This is a genomic window from Psychrobacillus sp. FSL K6-1464 (genome assembly GCF_038003145.1).
Taxonomy (GTDB): domain Bacteria; phylum Bacillota; class Bacilli; order Bacillales_A; family Planococcaceae; genus Psychrobacillus; species Psychrobacillus psychrotolerans.
The window spans coordinates 528,657-546,428 of sequence record NZ_JBBOOP010000001.1 but is presented as its reverse complement, the minus strand read 5'-3'; the positions used below and the strand labels follow the sequence as shown (position 1 = coordinate 546,428).

General features: G+C 36.7%; 18 protein-coding genes. 9 read left to right on the top strand and 9 right to left on the bottom strand.

Annotated features, from left to right (window positions below; all coding sequences use genetic code 11):
- Positions 1–34 precede the first annotated feature (34 nt).
- Positions 35–1,306, bottom strand: a complete 1,272-nt coding sequence (locus MKX39_RS02690) for a hemolysin family protein (RefSeq protein ID WP_340768181.1) — start codon at positions 1,304–1,306, stop codon at positions 35–37.
- 173 nt (positions 1,307–1,479) lie between these two features.
- On the opposite strand from MKX39_RS02690, the gene MKX39_RS02685 reads away from it, so the two are divergent.
- A complete protein-coding gene (locus MKX39_RS02685) occupies positions 1,480–2,877 on the top strand; it encodes a dipeptidase (protein WP_340768180.1) in 1,398 nt (465 codons plus the stop codon).
- Between the two features lie 101 nt (positions 2,878–2,978).
- Here MKX39_RS02685 and MKX39_RS02680 read toward each other — a convergent pair whose 3' ends face one another.
- Positions 2,979–3,554, bottom strand: coding sequence for a nitroreductase family protein (locus MKX39_RS02680; RefSeq protein ID WP_340761415.1), 576 nt, complete (start codon positions 3,552–3,554; stop codon positions 2,979–2,981).
- 61 nt (positions 3,555–3,615) lie between these two features.
- Positions 3,616–5,433: a sensor domain-containing diguanylate cyclase gene (locus MKX39_RS02675; protein WP_340768179.1), complete on the bottom strand. Its 1,818-nt coding sequence runs from the start codon at positions 5,431–5,433 to the stop codon at positions 3,616–3,618.
- Between the two features lie 50 nt (positions 5,434–5,483).
- Between MKX39_RS02675 and MKX39_RS02670 the strand changes: the two genes are divergently transcribed.
- Together MKX39_RS02670 and MKX39_RS02665 are read left to right on the top strand one after the other, a co-directional pair.
- On the top strand, positions 5,484–6,056 hold the full coding sequence (locus MKX39_RS02670; RefSeq protein WP_340768178.1) for a glycerol-3-phosphate acyltransferase: 573 nt from the start codon (positions 5,484–5,486) through the stop codon (positions 6,054–6,056).
- Positions 6,057–6,161: 105 nt separating this feature from the next.
- Positions 6,162–7,010, top strand: a complete 849-nt coding sequence (locus MKX39_RS02665; RefSeq protein WP_175496209.1) for a DegV family protein — start codon at positions 6,162–6,164, stop codon at positions 7,008–7,010.
- Between the two features lie 100 nt (positions 7,011–7,110).
- Here MKX39_RS02665 and MKX39_RS02660 read toward each other — a convergent pair whose 3' ends face one another.
- Positions 7,111–7,599 (bottom strand): amidase domain-containing protein, encoded by a 489-nt coding sequence (locus tag MKX39_RS02660; protein ID WP_340761412.1) that lies wholly within the window; start codon positions 7,597–7,599, stop codon positions 7,111–7,113.
- A 114-nt stretch (positions 7,600–7,713) separates the two neighbouring features.
- Here MKX39_RS02660 and MKX39_RS02655 point away from each other — a divergent pair, with 114 nt between their 5' ends.
- Complete coding sequence (locus tag MKX39_RS02655; protein WP_340768177.1) at positions 7,714–8,736, top strand: DUF2804 domain-containing protein; 1,023 nt, start codon at positions 7,714–7,716, stop codon at positions 8,734–8,736.
- A gap of 201 nt (positions 8,737–8,937) precedes the next feature.
- Here the strand turns inward: MKX39_RS02655 and MKX39_RS02650 are convergent, their stop codons facing one another.
- Positions 8,938–9,978, bottom strand: coding sequence for an NAD(P)/FAD-dependent oxidoreductase (locus MKX39_RS02650; protein WP_093535915.1), 1,041 nt, complete (start codon positions 9,976–9,978; stop codon positions 8,938–8,940).
- 126 nt (positions 9,979–10,104) lie between these two features.
- On the opposite strand from MKX39_RS02650, the gene MKX39_RS02645 reads away from it, so the two are divergent.
- Genes MKX39_RS02645 through MKX39_RS02630 form a run of 4 tightly spaced genes read left to right on the top strand, consistent with a single transcriptional unit; the run spans position 10,105 to position 13,882 of the window.
- Complete coding sequence (locus MKX39_RS02645; protein WP_340768175.1) at positions 10,105–10,896, top strand: ABC transporter ATP-binding protein; 792 nt, start codon at positions 10,105–10,107, stop codon at positions 10,894–10,896.
- Positions 10,897–10,900: 4 nt separating this feature from the next.
- Positions 10,901–11,821 (top strand): iron-hydroxamate ABC transporter substrate-binding protein, encoded by a 921-nt coding sequence (locus tag MKX39_RS02640; protein ID WP_340768174.1) that lies wholly within the window; start codon positions 10,901–10,903, stop codon positions 11,819–11,821.
- Positions 11,822–11,876: 55 nt separating this feature from the next.
- Positions 11,877–12,878, top strand: a complete 1,002-nt coding sequence (locus MKX39_RS02635) for a FecCD family ABC transporter permease (RefSeq protein ID WP_340768173.1) — start codon at positions 11,877–11,879, stop codon at positions 12,876–12,878.
- On the top strand, positions 12,875–13,882 hold the full coding sequence (locus MKX39_RS02630; RefSeq protein ID WP_340768172.1) for a FecCD family ABC transporter permease: 1,008 nt from the start codon (positions 12,875–12,877) through the stop codon (positions 13,880–13,882). The genes MKX39_RS02635 and MKX39_RS02630 overlap by 4 nt, the downstream gene beginning before the upstream one ends.
- Before the next feature lie 198 nt (positions 13,883–14,080).
- On the opposite strand, the gene MKX39_RS02625 is transcribed toward MKX39_RS02630, so the two are convergent.
- From MKX39_RS02625 to MKX39_RS02615, 3 genes are all read right to left on the bottom strand, one after another.
- On the bottom strand, positions 14,081–14,800 hold the full coding sequence (locus tag MKX39_RS02625; RefSeq protein ID WP_340768171.1) for a glycerophosphodiester phosphodiesterase: 720 nt from the start codon (positions 14,798–14,800) through the stop codon (positions 14,081–14,083).
- A gap of 78 nt (positions 14,801–14,878) precedes the next feature.
- On the bottom strand, positions 14,879–15,592 hold the full coding sequence (locus MKX39_RS02620) for an AAA family ATPase (protein WP_093535925.1): 714 nt from the start codon (positions 15,590–15,592) through the stop codon (positions 14,879–14,881).
- Positions 15,593–15,724: 132 nt separating this feature from the next.
- Positions 15,725–16,147 (bottom strand): NUDIX hydrolase, encoded by a 423-nt coding sequence (locus MKX39_RS02615; protein ID WP_340768170.1) that lies wholly within the window; start codon positions 16,145–16,147, stop codon positions 15,725–15,727.
- A gap of 203 nt (positions 16,148–16,350) precedes the next feature.
- On the opposite strand from MKX39_RS02615, the gene MKX39_RS02610 reads away from it, so the two are divergent.
- The gene (locus tag MKX39_RS02610) at positions 16,351–16,749 is read left to right on the top strand and encodes a VOC family protein (RefSeq protein ID WP_340768168.1); all 399 of its coding nucleotides are present in this window, start codon (positions 16,351–16,353) and stop codon (positions 16,747–16,749) included.
- A 142-nt stretch (positions 16,750–16,891) separates the two neighbouring features.
- Here MKX39_RS02610 and MKX39_RS02605 read toward each other — a convergent pair whose 3' ends face one another.
- Positions 16,892–17,770: a GNAT family N-acetyltransferase gene (locus MKX39_RS02605; RefSeq protein ID WP_340768167.1), complete on the bottom strand. Its 879-nt coding sequence runs from the start codon at positions 17,768–17,770 to the stop codon at positions 16,892–16,894.
- Positions 17,771–17,772: the final 2 nt, after the last annotated feature.

Here is a 17,772-nt window from a genome sequence, read left to right as displayed (position 1 = left end):
TTTTCTATTTAACGCCAAAAAAAACAAGAGGCGATTAATCCTCTTGTTTTTCGGTCTCCAGTTCAGTTACTTCTTCTCTTTTTGTAATAGTCAATTTAACTATGCGACTACGATCCATTTCATTGATCTCGACCATTAGATTTTCATAGGCGAATTGTTCATTCTCTTCTGGCACATGGCCTAACTGATCTAAGACAAAGCCACCTATCGTTTCGTTTTCATTCACAATTGAAATGTTGAATAGCGAATTGACTTCTTCAATTTCCATTCTACCTGCACAGACTAAACGGCTTTCTGTCATCTCATGCACAAGAATTTCTTCGTCATTATCTGTTTCATCTTCAATTTCTTGCCCTATCATTTCTTCTATTAAATCTTCATGCGTGACGATACCAAGTGTTCCGCCATATTCATCTAAAACAACAGCCATATGTTTTTTGCGAGTCAGCATCAATTTAAATACTTTCTCCACACTTAAAGTTTGTACGACAAATAATGGATCTTTATCGATAAATGTATCAATCCCTACAGAAGTATCCATAGACCATTCGATAAACTTTTTCGAGTAAAACATACCAACAATAGTATCTAAGCTATCGTCATACACAGGATACCTAGTATAATGATGCTCCAAGATGGTATCTCGAACATCTTCATATGTAGCTTCCATAGGAATACCAACTACTTCTGTTCTATGAGTAGATAAAACATCAGAAACGTCCTTATTTGGAAAATCCAGCATTCCTTTAATACGTTCTGATTCGTCGTCTTCAAAAGTTCCGTCGGTTGAAGCAAGATCAACCATCGACAGTAACTCTTCTTTCGTAATTGTCGTCTCTGTTATTGCTCCTTTTGAACCAATGCGAATAAATAGATTCGTTATTTCAGCTATAAACGCGGTAATTGGACGCAAAAGGATAACAAGGAAACGTATCAGTGGTGACACCACATATACAACCCGATCCGAAAATGTTGCGGCAATTGTTTTAGGAAGTACTTCACAAAATAAAATAATAAAGACGGTTAATATCGCGATTGACCAGCCAATATGCCATGCAAAGTGTTCTGCGATTAATATTAAAATGACAGCCATACTTATATTGGCTATTGTATTCCCTACTAAGATAGTAATGATCATACGGTCCGGCTTTGATAGCAGTGCAAGTAGTTTCTCCGATTCTTTGTCTCCTTGTTCTGCTCTTAGCTGGACCTTCGTCCTATTAACTGTCATTAACGCCGTTTCACTACCTGATAGAAAAAGCGATACAAGTATTGAAATAGCAAAAAGTACAAATTCTATGTACAAAATTGTTGCCTCCTGTGAGTATTAAATACGTTCATATGTTTCTTACTACTATATCATATTGTGATTTTAGTTGTCACAAAACTAATATCGATCATGACTAATTATACCGAGTATAATGATAAATTATGCTATACTATTTCTATTCACGAAACTTTTTGAAAAGAGGGATTGTAATGAGTCAACTAACTACATTAGACCATTATTTCACAGAGAAAAGAGAAGAACATTTAGAAGAACTGAAACAATTTTTAAGTATTCCAAGTATTTCTTCTTTATCTGAACATAAAGCTGATATGCAAAAAGGTGCTGAGTGGCTTGCGGATTCTCTAACTAAAGCAGGTTTAGACAATGTGGTAGTCGATAAAACTAGTGGCCATCCCGTCGTCTATGCTGATTGGTTACATGCAGAAGGTAAACCTACTATGCTTATATACGGACATTATGATGTTCAACCAGTAGATCCACTTCACTTATGGGATAGCGAACCATTTGAACCACAAGTGAGAGACAATAAATTATATGCTCGTGGGTCAAGTGATGATAAAGGACAAGTATTTATGCATGTAAAAGCTATTGAAGCACTTCTTCAAACAAATAAATCCTTACCAGTAAATGTTAAGTTTTTAATAGAAGGTGAAGAAGAGGTTGGTAGCCCTAATCTTGAAGAATATATTGAAAATAATAAAGCAAAACTTTCAGCAGACGTTATTGTCATATCTGATACGGGTATGCAAGGCCCTGGTCAACCAGCAGTGTGCTACGGGTTACGTGGGTTATGTGGCGTTCAAATTGATGTCAAAGGTGCAAAAGGCGATCTTCACTCTGGTCTCTATGGTGGCGGTGTTCAAAACTCCATCCACGCACTAGTTTCTATCTTGGAATCTTTCCGTGATGCAGAAGGAACGATTGAAGTAGAAGGTTTCTATGACAATGTTCGTCCTTTAGCTGATGAAGAAAGAGAAGCTTATGCTTCCCTTGGCTTCAATGAAGATGATTTGAAGGCCGAAGTTGGTGTCGATGAATTATTCGGTGAAAAAGGCTTCACTCATTTAGAACGAGTGTGGGCACGACCTACTTTAGAGATTAACGGTGTCTTCGGAGGTTTCTCGGGTGAAGGTATTAAAACAGTTCTTCCAAGTGAAGCTGGGGCAAAAATAACTTGCCGCCTAGTGCCTGATCAAGATCCAGATGAAATTATTGCTAAATTAAGAGCACATATTGAAAAAAACAAGCCAGTTGGAGTTGCTGTTACCCTTACAGAATTCGATAAAGGTAAGCCGTTCATCACTCCTTTCGACCACCCTGCTATTCAAGCAGCTGGGCGTAGTTATGAAAAAGTGTATAACGTTCCTACAGCATATACTCGTGGCGGAGGATCTATTCCAATTGTAGCTGCATTTGATGAAATTCTTGGACTTCCAGTCGTATTAATGGGCTTCGGATTATCTTCAGAAAACTTCCATGCACCTAACGAGCATTTCCATTTAGAAAATTTCGACCAAGGGCTTCGTGTAATTGGTGATTATTATTTCGAGTTAGCTGAGCTTTCAAAAGAAGATTTAAAAAAATAACTATGAACACATGGGTTTTCTAATCCATGTGTTTTTTTATGCACTAAATATCTAAAAAAAGCGAGTGAGAGACCTATGCCTCTCACCCGCTTTACTTTTAGTTATTCTTTTTTTTCAAATATCGTTACTAGGTCTTCCACGCCCTTGCGATCTCTTGGTTTTGGCATTTCATCAAAGTATCCGACTTGTAGCATACTAATAATACGTTCCCCAGGTTGAATTCCAAGTGTTTTTCGGAACAATGGATTATCTAAATATCCGGGCGTTTTCCAACAAGATCCAATACCTTGATCCCAAGCTAGTAATTGGATGTTTTGTACAAGCATGCTTGCTGCTGCATAATCCTCTAAACGTTCTTTTTGACGAGCATCCTCAGGAACTACAACAAAGACGTAACCTCCAGGAGTAGTAAATTTCTTCATTTGCTTTTCTAAGTCTTCTTCAGAAAGCTCATTCCATTTTGGAATTGCAAATTCCTTAAGTACAGTATATAAATCTTCTAATTCTTTCCCACATGCCACGATAAATCTCCATGGCTGTCTCAATTGATGGTTGGGCGCCCAAACAGCATCATCTAAAATAGATAACAACATTTCTCTATCTACAGGCTGTCCATTAAATAATTTTATAGATCTTCTTTGAATTATCGCATCTCGTACTGTCAGTGATTGCACCATTTACTATTCCATTCTCCCTTTTCACTAATAGTTATTTTCTCCATCATACCAATTTAATCATTTATAAGAAAGTGACTTGATTTTTTCCGTTTGACTTAGAAGCGTATAAAGCCTGATCTGCTCTTTTTATAAGCTCTTCTTTATGAACAAACGAATGATTTTCTGTAGAGGATACCCCAATACTAATTGTGATATAAGTCGAGTTAGAACTTTGCTCATACTTTTGTTCCTCCACTGCCAGACGAACATTTTCTGCAAACTGGATGATCTCTTGAACAGAGTAATCCATTAGAACAATAGAAAACTCCTCCCCTCCGTATCTAGCAACAAAACTATTTGGTATACAGAGATCGTTCAAAAGTTGAGCAAGATTAATCAACAAATGGTCCCCTGCAACATGTCCTTTTTGATCGTTATACAATTTAAAGTTATCCACATCAATCATTAAAACAGCTAATAGCTTGGTAGACAATCGTGCTTCCTCGAAATAGATAGTCAAATGTTCTTCAAAGTACCTCCGATTATATATACCAGTCAAACCATCTAGTAAAGTCAATCGCTCTAGTTCTTCATTTTTTTGATAGAGCTCTTCCGTTCTGTCTTTTATCTTTTCATCTAATGATAAGTTCAATTTTTTCAAATCAAAAGAAAGGTCCTCCGCTTCATTTAATTTTAGCGCAAATTCACGACTTAAATTGATCGACTGTATTAATACATAAAAAAAGAATCCAATAGTCACAAACGGAAGAGATTCGATAAAGTTCAATGATGCGAATACATCATTTACAACTGCTGCAAAGAATACCATGATTGCTATTAAATTAACGAGTGCAGTTGGTCGCTTCCTCCTATAGGCTAGTAGAACAACATATAGATTATAAATCATATATATTCCCAAAATGATAAAAACATATTCTAATAAAGAACTATAAAAACTTGGCTGCGACACTAAAGTGAGAACTATGCATACTAACGAAATAATTACGCCAATTAGTACTGGCGTCTTCTTCATTTCTTTTGGATACATGGACTTTCCTAACAGTAAGTAAAGTAAAAACAATAAATAAATTGAAATTATCTCTATACGATGTCCCCAGATCCATGGAACCTCTGTAAATATCTTGTTGTAATAGTATGGCATTTTAAAGAGCGAGTATATGGCGATCACAATATTAATCAACCCGAAATAAAGGAAGACCTTCTCCTTTCTTCTGAACAAGTAAATAAATATTTCATAAACGCCCATTATTAGAATACCTCCAATTATAAACATGGAGGTTGCAAGTTGAATATTGTGAGTATACATTACTTTCTCAGGTGTCCCTATATAAACTGGGTTAAATGCTCCACCAAATTTGTGTGTAAAATTAGAAACATGTAATACGATATTTATTTCCCTATCCCTTGGTGTAAAATAAACTAAACGATCGGAATATTCCGGAATACTTGTTTCTTTACTATTTCCAACATACCCATTAGATGCTATTCGCTCTCCATCTACAGTGAGCGTATAAGAGGTTCCCTGATTGACGGTAGTAATCGCTAAAGTATTCCCTACTTTGTCTATTGGTAAAATCACTTTCAAATAATATGTGCCATAACCATGTGCTGTATAAACCGAATCCTCCCAGTAAGATGGTACATTTATGTTAGGTGGATTCATTTTTTTCGTACGTTCTTTTATTTCACTTTCATTCAGTAACTCTTCCCAAAAAAACTCCCATTCTCCATTGAGAGGTATTTTGTTGTTAGCTGAGAAATTATCGTTAGATAAAACTAGAACTCCATCTTTTGCTTTAGGTAAATTATTTTCGGAGTTCGTACAAGATGCAAGTAAAAATAATAACGGAATACATAACAAATATAATTTAAGCTTCAAAAAGTATTCCCCCCTTTACTAACAAATAGAATATATATTGAGGTGACAATATGCTCTTATATTGGTTATTAAGTTATATAGTCGGTAATTTTCTTTCAGCATGGTGGATTGGCAAATGGAAAAAAGTCGATTTAAGTAAACAAAGAAGTGGAAATCTTGGCGCAAGAAATGCGGGTTCTGTGCTTGGTAAATCTGCATTTCTTCTTACCTTCTTGGGTGACTTTTTAAAAGGTGTCCTTGTTATTTATATCGGTTTTTATCTTCAGTATCCACTGGAATATATAGCCGCTGGCGGCCTAGCAGTAATTTTAGGACATCTATTCCCTTTTTGGTTAAAAGGGCGTGGGGGTAAAGGGATTGCCACGTTCATCGGTGTCTCCATGATTATACAACCACAATTGTTTGGGATGTTAGTCCTTTGTTTTCTCGCTTTAATAATGCTATTCAGAAGTGCAACCCTTAGTATGACTGTTGCATTTAGTGCATATGCTATTTTAATATGGATAATTCCTGCATTTTATTTTCTTTGGCCGGTTTCTATTGCCATTATCATTATTCTCATTCGTCACCGCTTCGACATTGTAGAATCTTGGGAGGAAAGATGGTGGAATAAGAAAGCATAATACTATTACTATCATAGTATTTTCCTTGATTATACAATTATAAAATATGTATTCGTATGATATAATTACTATTATTTAAATACTAAACAAGATAGGATGTTCAAAATGACTATGAATAAAATCGCGTGGTTAATCGATAGTAGTGCGTACTTGAGCAACACACTAAAAGACCACCCCGATGTATACGTAATCCCTATCAACATTCATTTTGGATTAGAGCAGTTTGTAGATGGTGTAGATCTTACACACGAACAACTATACGATCGTATACGAAATGGAACAGCGTCTATTAAAACTTCTCAACCTTCCGCAGGTGAATTTGCTCTGTTGTATGAAAAATTAGGGAAAGAATATAATTCTATCATAGCAATTCATGTCTCTAAAAGTCTTAGCGGAACACTTTCTTCCTCTATTAGTGGAGCGGGTATCGCACAAGTTCAAGTTGAATTTATTGACTCCCTTTCCTTATCTGCTGGGATTACAGGATTAGTTGAAAGAGGTCTGCAATTACAAGAAGCAGGTCAATCATACCAGGAAATTGCAGCAGCATTAAGAGGAATGGTATCGAAGTTTCGCAACTATATTCTAATAGGAAATTTAACTCAACTATATAAAGGTGGAAGGCTAAGTAGTGTACAATTCTATTTAGGAAGCCTCCTTAAAATAAAACCTGTTATTCAAATTACTCCACAAGGAGAGCTTAAGGAATTAGATAAGGTACGTTCTCATAAAAAAGCAATCCAGTATCTCATCAATAAGGCAGTTGAAGCCTCGGTAAATGATGGTTTACAACATGTATATATAATGCACGCGAATGCCGAGCAGCAAGCAAATGATTTAAAAGAAGCCATCTTACAACAAGCACCACATTTACAGTTTACAATTGGCGAGATTAGTACATCCCTAGCAGTACATGCTGGAGAGGATACAGTTGCGTTACTATGGTATTTGTAGGAACTAAACAAGATATAGCTCATATTAAAAGACTTCCGAATATATATTTTTCGGAAGTCTTTTGACAATTATTATATTATTTTTACCGAAAGTTTTCCCATTAAAACTTATCTTTTATATGGAAAAATATATACTTCGTCCTCGGTGTATGGGCATAAGAATCCTCGTAGCTCCAGTATCTATTGCGGCTATTATTTGTATGGGCATTAACGTAAGGAACACCATTTTGAACACTTGTTACTATGGTCGAGTGATCATATCTGCCATCGCCTTGGAAATCATAAAAAATAAGATCCCCTGGGAGTAACTGATCAGGCGAATTTACTTGTGTTGCTTGCAAACCCTTTGTAGAGCCTGCTAAGTACCAACGCAATGAATGCGGAGTGCTCCAACTCAAACTCCATGTTTCACTGCTCAACCACCACCCTCTCTCCCTGTTGGGTTGCCCTCTCATTGGAGCCCCTCCTGCAAACAGGCATTGTGAAATATAATTAGTGCAGTCCACATCGAACATTGGAAACCTTGGATTATTACTGTTCCACCATTTCTGTGCATAGGCTACTGCAGCCTCACGATTGTATGTCGCCAATTTTCATCCTCCCTCTATTTTGTTTATATGATTAAACAGGAAATATATGCTAGTATGGAATAAATGAACTAATTAATTTTTTCGACAAATTACTTTTAGAAAGGAAGATGGTCCGTGAAACAGCATGCAGAAAAAGAAATTTCAGAGCCCACTCTACTTTGCGATAAAAAAGGTAATTTGAACCCCAAGGCAATTGGATATGCAAAGAAGCCTCTAATTGAAAGTAACTTAAAAGGTCATTATATGCGCAAGAAGAAATGGAATTATTGGTGTGTTTTTGGGGACGATATTCTTTTTTCTGCGACGATTAGTCACCTAGATTACGCAGCAGTTTGCTTTGTCTATTTCCTTAATTATGAAACACAACGTTATGTTGAAAAGACAGTTACGATTCCCCTGGGAAATAAACTAAAAATGCCAACAAATATATTAGAAAGTATTCAACTTCATTCCAAAGAAATGTCTATCCAACTAATGTATATACAAAACGAAACGCATATGACCGTAACAATTCCTGATTTTGATGGAGACTTATTACATGCAGATTTACATATATCTCATCCAATTGAAGATGATTCGTTAAATGTTGTTATTCCTTGGAATCGGCAACAATTTCAATTTACTGGGAAGCACCATACTCTACCGACGACCGGTTTTGTAAAGATTGGAGATTCCCGCTTCACATTCCAGCCAGAGGACAATTTTGCTGTTCTTGACTATGGTAGAGGAGTTTGGCCAAGAGCTGCTATTTGGAACTGGGGATTTGCTTCTCAACGAGTTGGCTCCAAAAGAATTGGTTTAAATTTTGGAGGCAAATGGACAGATGGTACAGGTATGACGGAAAACGCGATTTTCATAGATGGGAAAATGACCAAAATTCATGAAGACTTACTTTTTACATACGATACAAAAGACTTTATGAAACCATGGAAAGTCCATACAAAATTCTCTGAAGATGTGAATATTACATTCACTCCCTTTTTCCACCGGATTGCTAAAACGGATATGAAATTTATATACTCCGAGGTAAATCAAATGATGGGTTATTTCAATGGTAGAATTCAATTAGAAAATGGACCAACTCTTGAAGTAAAACAATTACTCGGATGCATCGAAGAACATCAAGCTAAATGGTGAGTGGCAAGAAAAAGAGGATCGCGACTAATGTCACGATCCTCTTTTTCCTTTAGTACACTTTTGCTAGTTGGAGTTTTTTGCATTTCAGTTGGAATTGTAAGGTTTTCCCTGGTACGTTTTCTGCAAAAAAAAAGTTGTCTCCAGTAAGTATTGGTTACTTAGAGACAACTTTTTTAGGTAGGAGAACCTTATGCACTCATGTTATACGAGTTGCTTCACTAACTTTTTATTTCGTTCTTTAAATACTTCATTGTGTGAGGAGACCATTGCAAATTTGTTAGCATCTGGTTGGATATATTGCTTTGCCTGATTCACTGCATTAGCTGCATCTTGGAATGTCCCGGCTATTAGATTTACTTTGCCTGGATATTGGATGATATCCCCTGCTGCATAAATCCCAGCAACAGATGATTCCCCTCTACTAGTACCTTTCACATAGAAATCATCTGCAATATCAATGGATATTTTACTCTTTTTCAGAAGTTCTGCATCCTGATCATAGCCATGATTAATAATAACCTCATCGACTTCTACTTGAATAACCTCGCCTGTCTCATTGTTAAGAACTGCAACTCGTTCTATCATGTCATGATTTGCATTAGCGAATAGCTTAGTAATCTTCGTATTGAAAAAGCAGGTTACAGAGCTTTCTAGCAACTGAGTTACCTGTGCTTCATGACCATTTAACGAATCTTTACGATAAGTCACATATACTTTTTTGGCAATAGGCTCCAATTCATTTGCCCAATCAATTGCTGCGTTTCCTCCACCTGAGATAATGACTGTCTTATCTTTAAAACGTTGAATTGATTTGACTGTGTAGTTTAAGTTGCTGACCTCGAACCGCTCCGCCCCTTCAATTTCTAGTTTGGTAGGCTTCAAAATCCCACTTCCTACTGCAATGATAATAGTTTTCGAAAAATGTTCCACTCCTGAAGCGGCGTGCAAAACAAAAATACCGTCTTCTCGGCGAGTAATGGACTCTACTTTCTCATTCACTACAACTTCTGGGTCGAACGTTAGTCCTTGTTGAACTAATTGTTCGATTAATCGTTCACCGGAAATTGGAGTCTGGCCACCTACGTCCCAAATCATTTTCTCCGGATACACATGCAACTTTCCACCTAATTGAGGTTGGAACTCTATAATTTTCACTTTCATTTCTCTTAAACCACTATAAAAAGCAGAATACAACCCCGCTGGACCTCCACCAATAACCGTCACATCAAATACATTATGCATTTTTTTAGTCTCCTACCCCTAAAAATTATTTGTTGACATAAGTTGAATAATTAAATATAGTTGCTAATATGATAATGATAATCGTTATCAGTAAATTTAGCAAGAATTAGTTTGGAGGTATTTAAAATGGTTCGTTTATATACGGACGATTTATCCATTGGCTACGGTGAGCAACTGATCGTAAAAGATTTATCTGTACAAATTCCAAATCAGAAAATAACTACAATAATTGGACCTAACGGATGCGGGAAGTCCACCCTGCTTAAAGCTATTACACGTATCATTTCTCATCAGTCTGGTACGGTCGTATTAGATGGTAAAAATGTATCCAAAGAAAACACGAAAGTTCTTGCCAAAAAGATGGCAATTTTACCTCAGACTCCAGAAAGCGCTAGCGGTCTAACAGTAGGTGAATTAGTTTCTTACGGACGCTTCCCATATCAAACAGGTTTTGGTCGGCTTTCTCAAAAGGATTATGAAGTAATAGATTGGGCAATGAAAGTTACAAACACAAGTACTTTTAAGTATTTACCAGTCGATTCTCTTTCTGGCGGTCAACGTCAACGCGTATGGATAGCGATGGCTCTTGCACAAGAGACGGAGATTATTTTTCTTGATGAGCCTACCACTTACCTAGATATGGCGCATCAATTGGAAGTTCTTGAGCTTCTGCAGCGTCTAAATCAAGAGGAAAAACGCACCATTGTAATGGTATTACATGATTTAAACCAAGCTGCACGTTTTGCAGACTATATCGTGGCTTTAAAGGACGGACAAATTGTGAAAGCTGGTCCTTGTGAAGAAGTTATCACAAAAGAAGTGTTACGTGGTGTCTTTAATATAGATGCCGAAATCGGAATAGATCCACGTACGGGCAAACCAATGTGTATTACATATGATTTACTAAAAGGAGAATAGACAAATGAATAAATTATTATTGCCATTTACTATCTTATTAGTACTTATCCTCGGTGCTTGCAACAGTGAAACGACAGATACTAAAGGTAGTGAGAAGAAAGAAGAAGCCACTACTATTACATATGAATCGGAAACAGGTCCAGTTGAAGTACCTGCAGACCCACAACGAGTTGTTGTTCTTTCTACCTTTGCAGGTAATGTTGCTGCACTAGATGTAGATTTAGTAGGAGTAGATTCCTGGTCAAAGTCTAATCCAGGATACGATTCGTTCCTAGCAGATGTGGAAGAAGTATCGGAAGAAAATCTAGAAAAGATTATTGAATTAAATCCAGATTTAATAATTGGTCTTTCTACCGCTCAAAATCTAGACAAAATAAAAGAAATTGCACCGACGGTAACATTCACTTATGGAAAAGTAGATTATTTAACACAGCATTTAGAAATTGGAAAACTACTGAATAAAGAACAAGAAGCACAAACATGGATTGATGATTTCAAAGAACGTTCGGCAGTAGCTGGAGAAGAGATTAAAGAAGTAATTGGAGAAAATTCTACTGTTTCAGTTTTCGAAAACTTTGACAAACAATTATATGTCTTCGGCGATAATTGGGGTCGCGGAACGGAAGTTATTTATCAAGCAATGGGTCTAAAAATGCCTGACAAAGTAAAAGAAATGGCTTTAGAAGCTGGATATTATGCATTATCTTTAGAAGTTCTCCCTGAATATGCGGGAGACTATGTGATTTTAAGTAAAGTCGCAGATCAAGATAACTCGTTCCAAGAAACAGATGTTTTTAAAAATATCCCTGCTGTTAAAAACGGCCAACTATTTGAAGCAAATGCAGAAGAATTTTACTTTAATGATCCTATATCATTAGACTATCAATTGGAGTTCTTTAAAGAAAGTTTCTTAAACAACAAGTAATAATAGTGGAGGAATTCTATTGGGATTCCTCCACTATTTTTGTAGAAAGGATAACATGATGAAAACCTCTATTCATTTTAGTTTAAAGTTTGTTATTGGGCTTATTTTATTGGTAGGTATGTTCTGTGTTTCGATGGTTTTTGGCGCAGCTTCGACATCCTTACAAGATGTATGGCAATCAATTTTTACTGGTGTCAAAAGCGATTCTATCAATATATTAAGAGAGCTAAGACTACCTAGAGAAGTTGCAGCAATGTTGGTTGGTGCTGCTTTAGCGGTGTCAGGTGCTATTATGCAAGGTATAACGCGCAATCCCCTCGCCGATCCTGGATTATTAGGATTGACATCGGGTGCGAACGCAGCCCTCGCTATTAGCCTTGCACTAATTCCTGGGATAAATTACTTTGGTATCACTATTGCATGTTTTATAGGAGCTGCAGTTGGTGCAGTGATGGTATTTGGTATTGGGGCAACGAAAAAAGGTGGCTTTTCCCCTCTCCGAATAGTTCTAGCTGGTGCAGCAGTATCCGCGTTTTTGTATGCTGTTGCCGACGGAGTGGGAATCTATTTTAAGATTTCGAAAGATGTCTCTATGTGGACAGCGGGTGGATTAATAGGAACTTCCTGGAGTCAGCTCCAGATGATTACTCCCTTTATCGCTATGGGAATCGTTGTAGCACTTTTACTATCTAGACAGTTAACTATTTTAAGTTTAAATGAAGAAGTAGCAGTCGGACTTGGGCAAAAAACTACTCAAACGAAAACAATTTTATTTATAGTTGTTATTCTACTTGCCGGAGCCTCTGTAGCACTTGTAGGAAATATGGCTTTTGTCGGTTTAATGGTCCCTCATATTGTTCGATCAATAGTTGGAACAGACTACCGTCTAATTATTCCTATGTCCGTTATAGTAGGAGCATTCCTAATGCTTATTGCTGATACAATTGGACGAACTATAAATATTCCGTATGAGACACCAGTCGCTGCCATTATAGCTATTATGGGATTACCTTTCTTTTTAGTGATCGTTCGTAAAGGAGGGCGTATTTTTCAATGATTCATCGTCAGCAAGTTAAAAAACAACGTATACTTTTTATTGTTTTACTATCGTTGATCGTTATTACTGCTTTTATAAGTGCAGGTATTGGTTATTCTACCCTAACCTTTAATCGTCTATTACCAACTTTTTTAGGGCAAGGCACATTTAAAGAGGAATTTGTTTTGTTCTCAGTTCGCTTACCAAGAATTATCATTACAATTCTTGCTGGTATGGCATTAGCGCTATCTGGTGCTATTTTACAAAGCATTACACGTAATGATTTAGCAGATCCCGGTATTATTGGGATTAACTCCGGAGCCGGAGTGGCAGTTTCAATTTTCTTCTTATTCATACCGATTCAATCTGGTTCTTTTGTATACTTACTACCTTTAGTGGCATTTATTGGCGCTTTGATTACTGCAATTTTTATATATATCCTTTCGTATAACCGAGGAACAGGGCTACAGCCAGTTCGATTAATTTTAGTTGGTGTTGGATTCTCTATGGCTCTTTCAGGCTTAATGATTGTCTTTATCTCTTCAGCTGATCGTCAAAAAGTAGACTTCATTGCTAATTGGATGGCAGGGAATATTTGGGGTGCGGATTGGCCATTTATTTTGGCACTTTTACCTTGGCTAATCGTACTTATTCCGTTTACGTTATATAAGGCAAATAAACTAAACTTACTCAACTTAAATGAACCTGTAGCAATTGGCGTAGGTGTTGCAATTGAGAAGGAGCGTATTACCCTTTTATTAGCCGCTGTGGCTCTTGCAGCATCTGCAGTGTCTGTAACTGGAGGAATTGCTTTTGTAGGCTTAATGGCCCCTCATATTGCCAAATCATTAGTTGGACCACGTCATCAATTATTCATCCCTATTTCTATCCTCATTGGCGGTTGGCTCTTGCTATTTGCTGATACTATCGGTCGCAATGTTATCGAACCAAATGGTATACCAGCCGGAGTAGTCGTTGCTTTAATAGGGGCTCCTTACTTTATGTATTTATTGATGAGAAAGTAATTATTTAGTTTACTCTTTTACAATTGGAACTCATTTGCTCAGAAGTTTTTAGAACGTAGCAGTGCAGAGCGTTCTTCTGAAGATTACTTGTGGACTGGGAAATGCATCTATTTATTGATCTGCACTAGTATACAATACTGTCGCGCAAGTAAATAATTATACAAAAAAATGGACTACAATTTTTCGTAGTCCATTTTCTTATGATTGAAGGTATTTCCACATTTTCTCTGGGTAGTCCGTGAAAATAGCATCTATCCCAATTTGTTTTAACAAATCTGCATATTTTTCATCATTGACTGTAAAAACACGAACTTTTTTACCACTTGCAATGGCTTCTGCTCCCATTTTCCTAAGAACTGTCGGGAAAAATGCATGTAAGGCATCTGCTCCTACCACTTCAGCATATTTGTGCGGTTCAATCATAACTTCCATAAAGAGTACAGCCGTTTCTATAGGTGGAGCCAATTGTTTAACATTCCGAACCATCTCATGGTTGAACGAGGAGATTACGACACGAGCCTCTAATCGATAATCCTTTAACATTTGTAGCACTGCCTGCTCCATACCTTCATATGGAAAAACGTCAGATTTCAGCTCTATATTTAGATGATGATGTGTATCTTTAAATACATATAGCACTTCTCTTAGCGTGGGGATTGTTTCTTTTTTAAATTCGTGGGAGTACCAAGAACCAAAGTCAAATTTCTTTAATTCAGCTAATGTCATATCTTTGATAAACCCTGTTCCATTGGATGTACGATTTATGGTTTCATCATGTATTACAACCAATTCATGGTCTTTCGTCATATGAACATCGAATTCCACACCATGTATTGGTAGTTTTGCAGCTGCTTTAAAAGCTGCGATTGTGTTTTCTGGATGCGTACCTGAAGAACCTCGATGGGCATAAATTTTCATGGAGCCTACCTCCTTGTACTATATTCACTTTATTATACCTCTTTGTTTTTTGTATAAGAAAGCACAAATCACCAGCTTTTATTCCTCTTCTAAAATGTCTTTCAAAAACTTTTCTCTATTTTGTAAAAAGTATTTCGTCAGTTGAAAATGGTCCGTTTCTTCATATTCTATTTCTGTAATTTCCCCGTTGTCAAAACTTAGAATAACAGCTTCCGGGTAACCTAATAAAATAGGTGAGTGTGTGGCGATGATAAATTGGCTATCATCTTCTTGTACTAAGTCATGTAGAATTCTTAGAAACGCTAGCTGACGTGCTGGTGATAAAGCCGCTTCCGGCTCATCTAGCAAATAAATACCTCTACCTCTAAATCTATTAGAGAAAAGCGAGAAAAATGCCTCTCCATGAGATTGATGGTGTAAGGATTTTCCGCCGTAAGGACCAGTTCCCAGTGTATCTATATGAGTGGCAAAATTATAAAATGACTCCGCACGAAGAAAGAAGCCATTGGTAACTTTCGGAAGCCAGGAGAGCCTTATATAATCTCCAAGTGATGATTCTGATGCATCTACCTCGTAAAAGTTATTTCTTCCTCCTCCAGCCGTATTGAATTCACATTTATCTGCTATAGCTTCTAACAAAGTAGATTTTCCCGATCCATTTTCTCCTACGAAAAAAGTAACTTTGTTGTGTAAATCTAGTTGATCTAAGTTTTTGATAGATGGTATAGAAAATGGATACTGATTATAAGATGAAATATTATCTCTTTGGAGTTCAATTCTTCTTAAAAACATCCTTTCACCTCAATCCATTATTAGTTTTTTACTATATGTATTAGCTAACTCTTTTATAAATTCATATCCTCTATCTTCGAACGGTTCCATACCCAGGTCTAAGTCTCTCCACGTACTTCCCTGGCTAATACACTAAGAATGGAGAAGTTTATATGCCAATTTAATATTTGCTTTCAGATAAACTGGCAAGTCTGGATTATCTATAATTTCCTGTGTCGATACCCAATAAACTTCACTCACCTCATCCAGGCATTTAGCATAAGGTATGCCAGATTCATGCTCGCAAAGAAAAACAATGTCTACGACAGTTAAACCCGTTTCAGTTACAAATAAAGTACTATTAACATACCTAAGATTGGAAACCTGTACACCCACTTCTTCTGAAATTTCTCTTTTTAGCGTTTCTTCTAATATATTGGAAGATATCCCATCTTTCTCTACCTTACCTCCAACAAGAGATAATAACCCTCCTGCGTGCTCTTCTTTTTCACTCCTTCTTATTAACAGCCACTTATCATTTTGGTAGATTGCCCCTTCAACATTAACGATGAACATTATCTTCCCTCCTCATTTTGTATATTCTATATAGCAAAAGTCTTTTCCTCTATTTGTACCTCTTATCTTGAAGAAATGATTATCCTCTCTGTTCCATTTAATTGAAGACGCTGTTTAAGAAAAAGGTCAATTAATCGATTATGGATATTTTTATAAGAATTGATTTATACTTTAGAGGATTGATATGAAAAGGAGTAGATTAAATGGAAAAGTTAGCGACATTCTTAATGTTTCAAGATGACAATGCAGAAGAAGCGATGAATTATTACACAAGCCTTATCGAGGATTCTCAAATTACAAGTATTGTTCGTTACGGACCTAATGAATCTGGAAAAGAAGGAACGGTAATGCAGGCTACCTTTACTTTAAAACAGCAAGAATTTATGTGTATTGACAGTCATGTGAAACATCAATTTTCTTTTACTCCTTCAGTCTCAATATTTGTTACATGTGATACGGAAGAGGAACTGAACGATCTTTATCAATCACTCAACGAAGGTGGACAAACACTCATGCCTTTAGGTGACTATGGTTTTAGTAAAAAGTTTGGTTGGCTAAATGACCGTTTCGGAGTTTCATGGCAACTAAATCTCCCAAAATAATAGAAAAACTTTGTTTTTCTCCTCCTAGTATCAAAAATAATAATATAATTTCTAACGACATGCCTTAGTAAACACAAGAAAAGGGCTTGGAAGTTCTCCAAGCCCTCTCTATTTCAATATCAGCAACCTATTTTAACATTGCCTAATTTAGCAAACTTCTTGTATAAAAATGAGTATTACTCACTGTCGTAAATCCAGCTCTTTCATAAATAGACAATGCCTGAGTATTATCAGTTTCTACATCCAAATAGACCGATGTTTTCCCCATACGATTAGCTTCGTTTTTACTCCAGTTTAATAAGGATGTTGCCACACCATTATTACGTGCATTTTCATGAACAGCAAGCCCTGTCACCCATAGCTTTTCGCCTTCCTCAACTACAGTAACTGTTCCGACTACTTCACCTTGTAAGTAAGCAACCATCAAATGACGATTTGGCGTTTGAGTATTAAAATCAATTAACACTTTAGATTCTTCTTCCGTGTCGCCAAATGCACTTACTAATACGTCAACGACCTCTGACTCTTCTTTGGTGTATTCTAATACTTCGACTTCACTTTCTATTTCCACTTTTCTCATCGTAGCTGCTACCATTGTTCGCTCTTGAAAATCAAAAGCATATCCAAGTTTATGCAGTAGCTGCTTACCTGCTTCCGAGCTTTCTGGATTTAAAGCGATATCTGAAACAGCTGCTCTTACTTCTAGGTTTTTTCCCAATTCTCTTACCAGTCGTTCGCCTATCCCTAATCTCCGAACACCAGGTAGCACAACACTACTCCATTCAAAATCGAGTGTCGCTATTCGATCAATGGACGTTAACACGCCAACCAAACGATCGCTATCGTCCTCATAGGCTAGTATGCAAAAACCCTTTGTATAGAAGTCGGATAGCTCCCCTACATTTAGTAGAGAAGTATAATCCACTTTATCCATGTTTTCTGCCTCAACTATCATTTCCGTTATTTCTTCCATTGTCTCCTCGTCTAAAGGAAAGGACACAGTCATTATAGATATATTCATTT

Bases quoted from the DNA above. Each gene is read 5' to 3' on its own strand.
- MKX39_RS02685 (WP_340768180.1), top strand. From the start codon at position 1,480: ATGAGTCAACTAACTACATTAGACCATTATTTCACAGAGAAAAGAGAA.
- MKX39_RS02680 (WP_340761415.1), bottom strand. From the start codon at position 3,554: ATGGTGCAATCACTGACAGTACGAGATGCGATAATTCAAAGAAGATCT.
- MKX39_RS02670 (WP_340768178.1), top strand. From the start codon at position 5,484: ATGCTCTTATATTGGTTATTAAGTTATATAGTCGGTAATTTTCTTTCA.
- MKX39_RS02665 (WP_175496209.1), top strand. From the start codon at position 6,162: ATGACTATGAATAAAATCGCGTGGTTAATCGATAGTAGTGCGTACTTG.
- MKX39_RS02650 (WP_093535915.1), bottom strand. From the start codon at position 9,978: ATGCATAATGTATTTGATGTGACGGTTATTGGTGGAGGTCCAGCGGGG.
- MKX39_RS02645 (WP_340768175.1), top strand. From the start codon at position 10,105: ATGGTTCGTTTATATACGGACGATTTATCCATTGGCTACGGTGAGCAA.
- MKX39_RS02640 (WP_340768174.1), top strand. From the start codon at position 10,901: ATGAATAAATTATTATTGCCATTTACTATCTTATTAGTACTTATCCTC.
- MKX39_RS02635 (WP_340768173.1), top strand. From the start codon at position 11,877: ATGATGAAAACCTCTATTCATTTTAGTTTAAAGTTTGTTATTGGGCTT.
- MKX39_RS02630 (WP_340768172.1), top strand. From the start codon at position 12,875: ATGATTCATCGTCAGCAAGTTAAAAAACAACGTATACTTTTTATTGTT.
- MKX39_RS02625 (WP_340768171.1), bottom strand. From the start codon at position 14,800: ATGAAAATTTATGCCCATCGAGGTTCTTCAGGTACGCATCCAGAAAAC.
- MKX39_RS02620 (WP_093535925.1), bottom strand. From the start codon at position 15,592: ATGTTTTTAAGAAGAATTGAACTCCAAAGAGATAATATTTCATCTTAT.
- MKX39_RS02615 (WP_340768170.1), bottom strand. From the start codon at position 16,147: ATGTTCATCGTTAATGTTGAAGGGGCAATCTACCAAAATGATAAGTGG.
- MKX39_RS02610 (WP_340768168.1), top strand. From the start codon at position 16,351: ATGGAAAAGTTAGCGACATTCTTAATGTTTCAAGATGACAATGCAGAA.
- MKX39_RS02605 (WP_340768167.1), bottom strand. From the start codon at position 17,770: ATGAATATATCTATAATGACTGTGTCCTTTCCTTTAGACGAGGAGACA.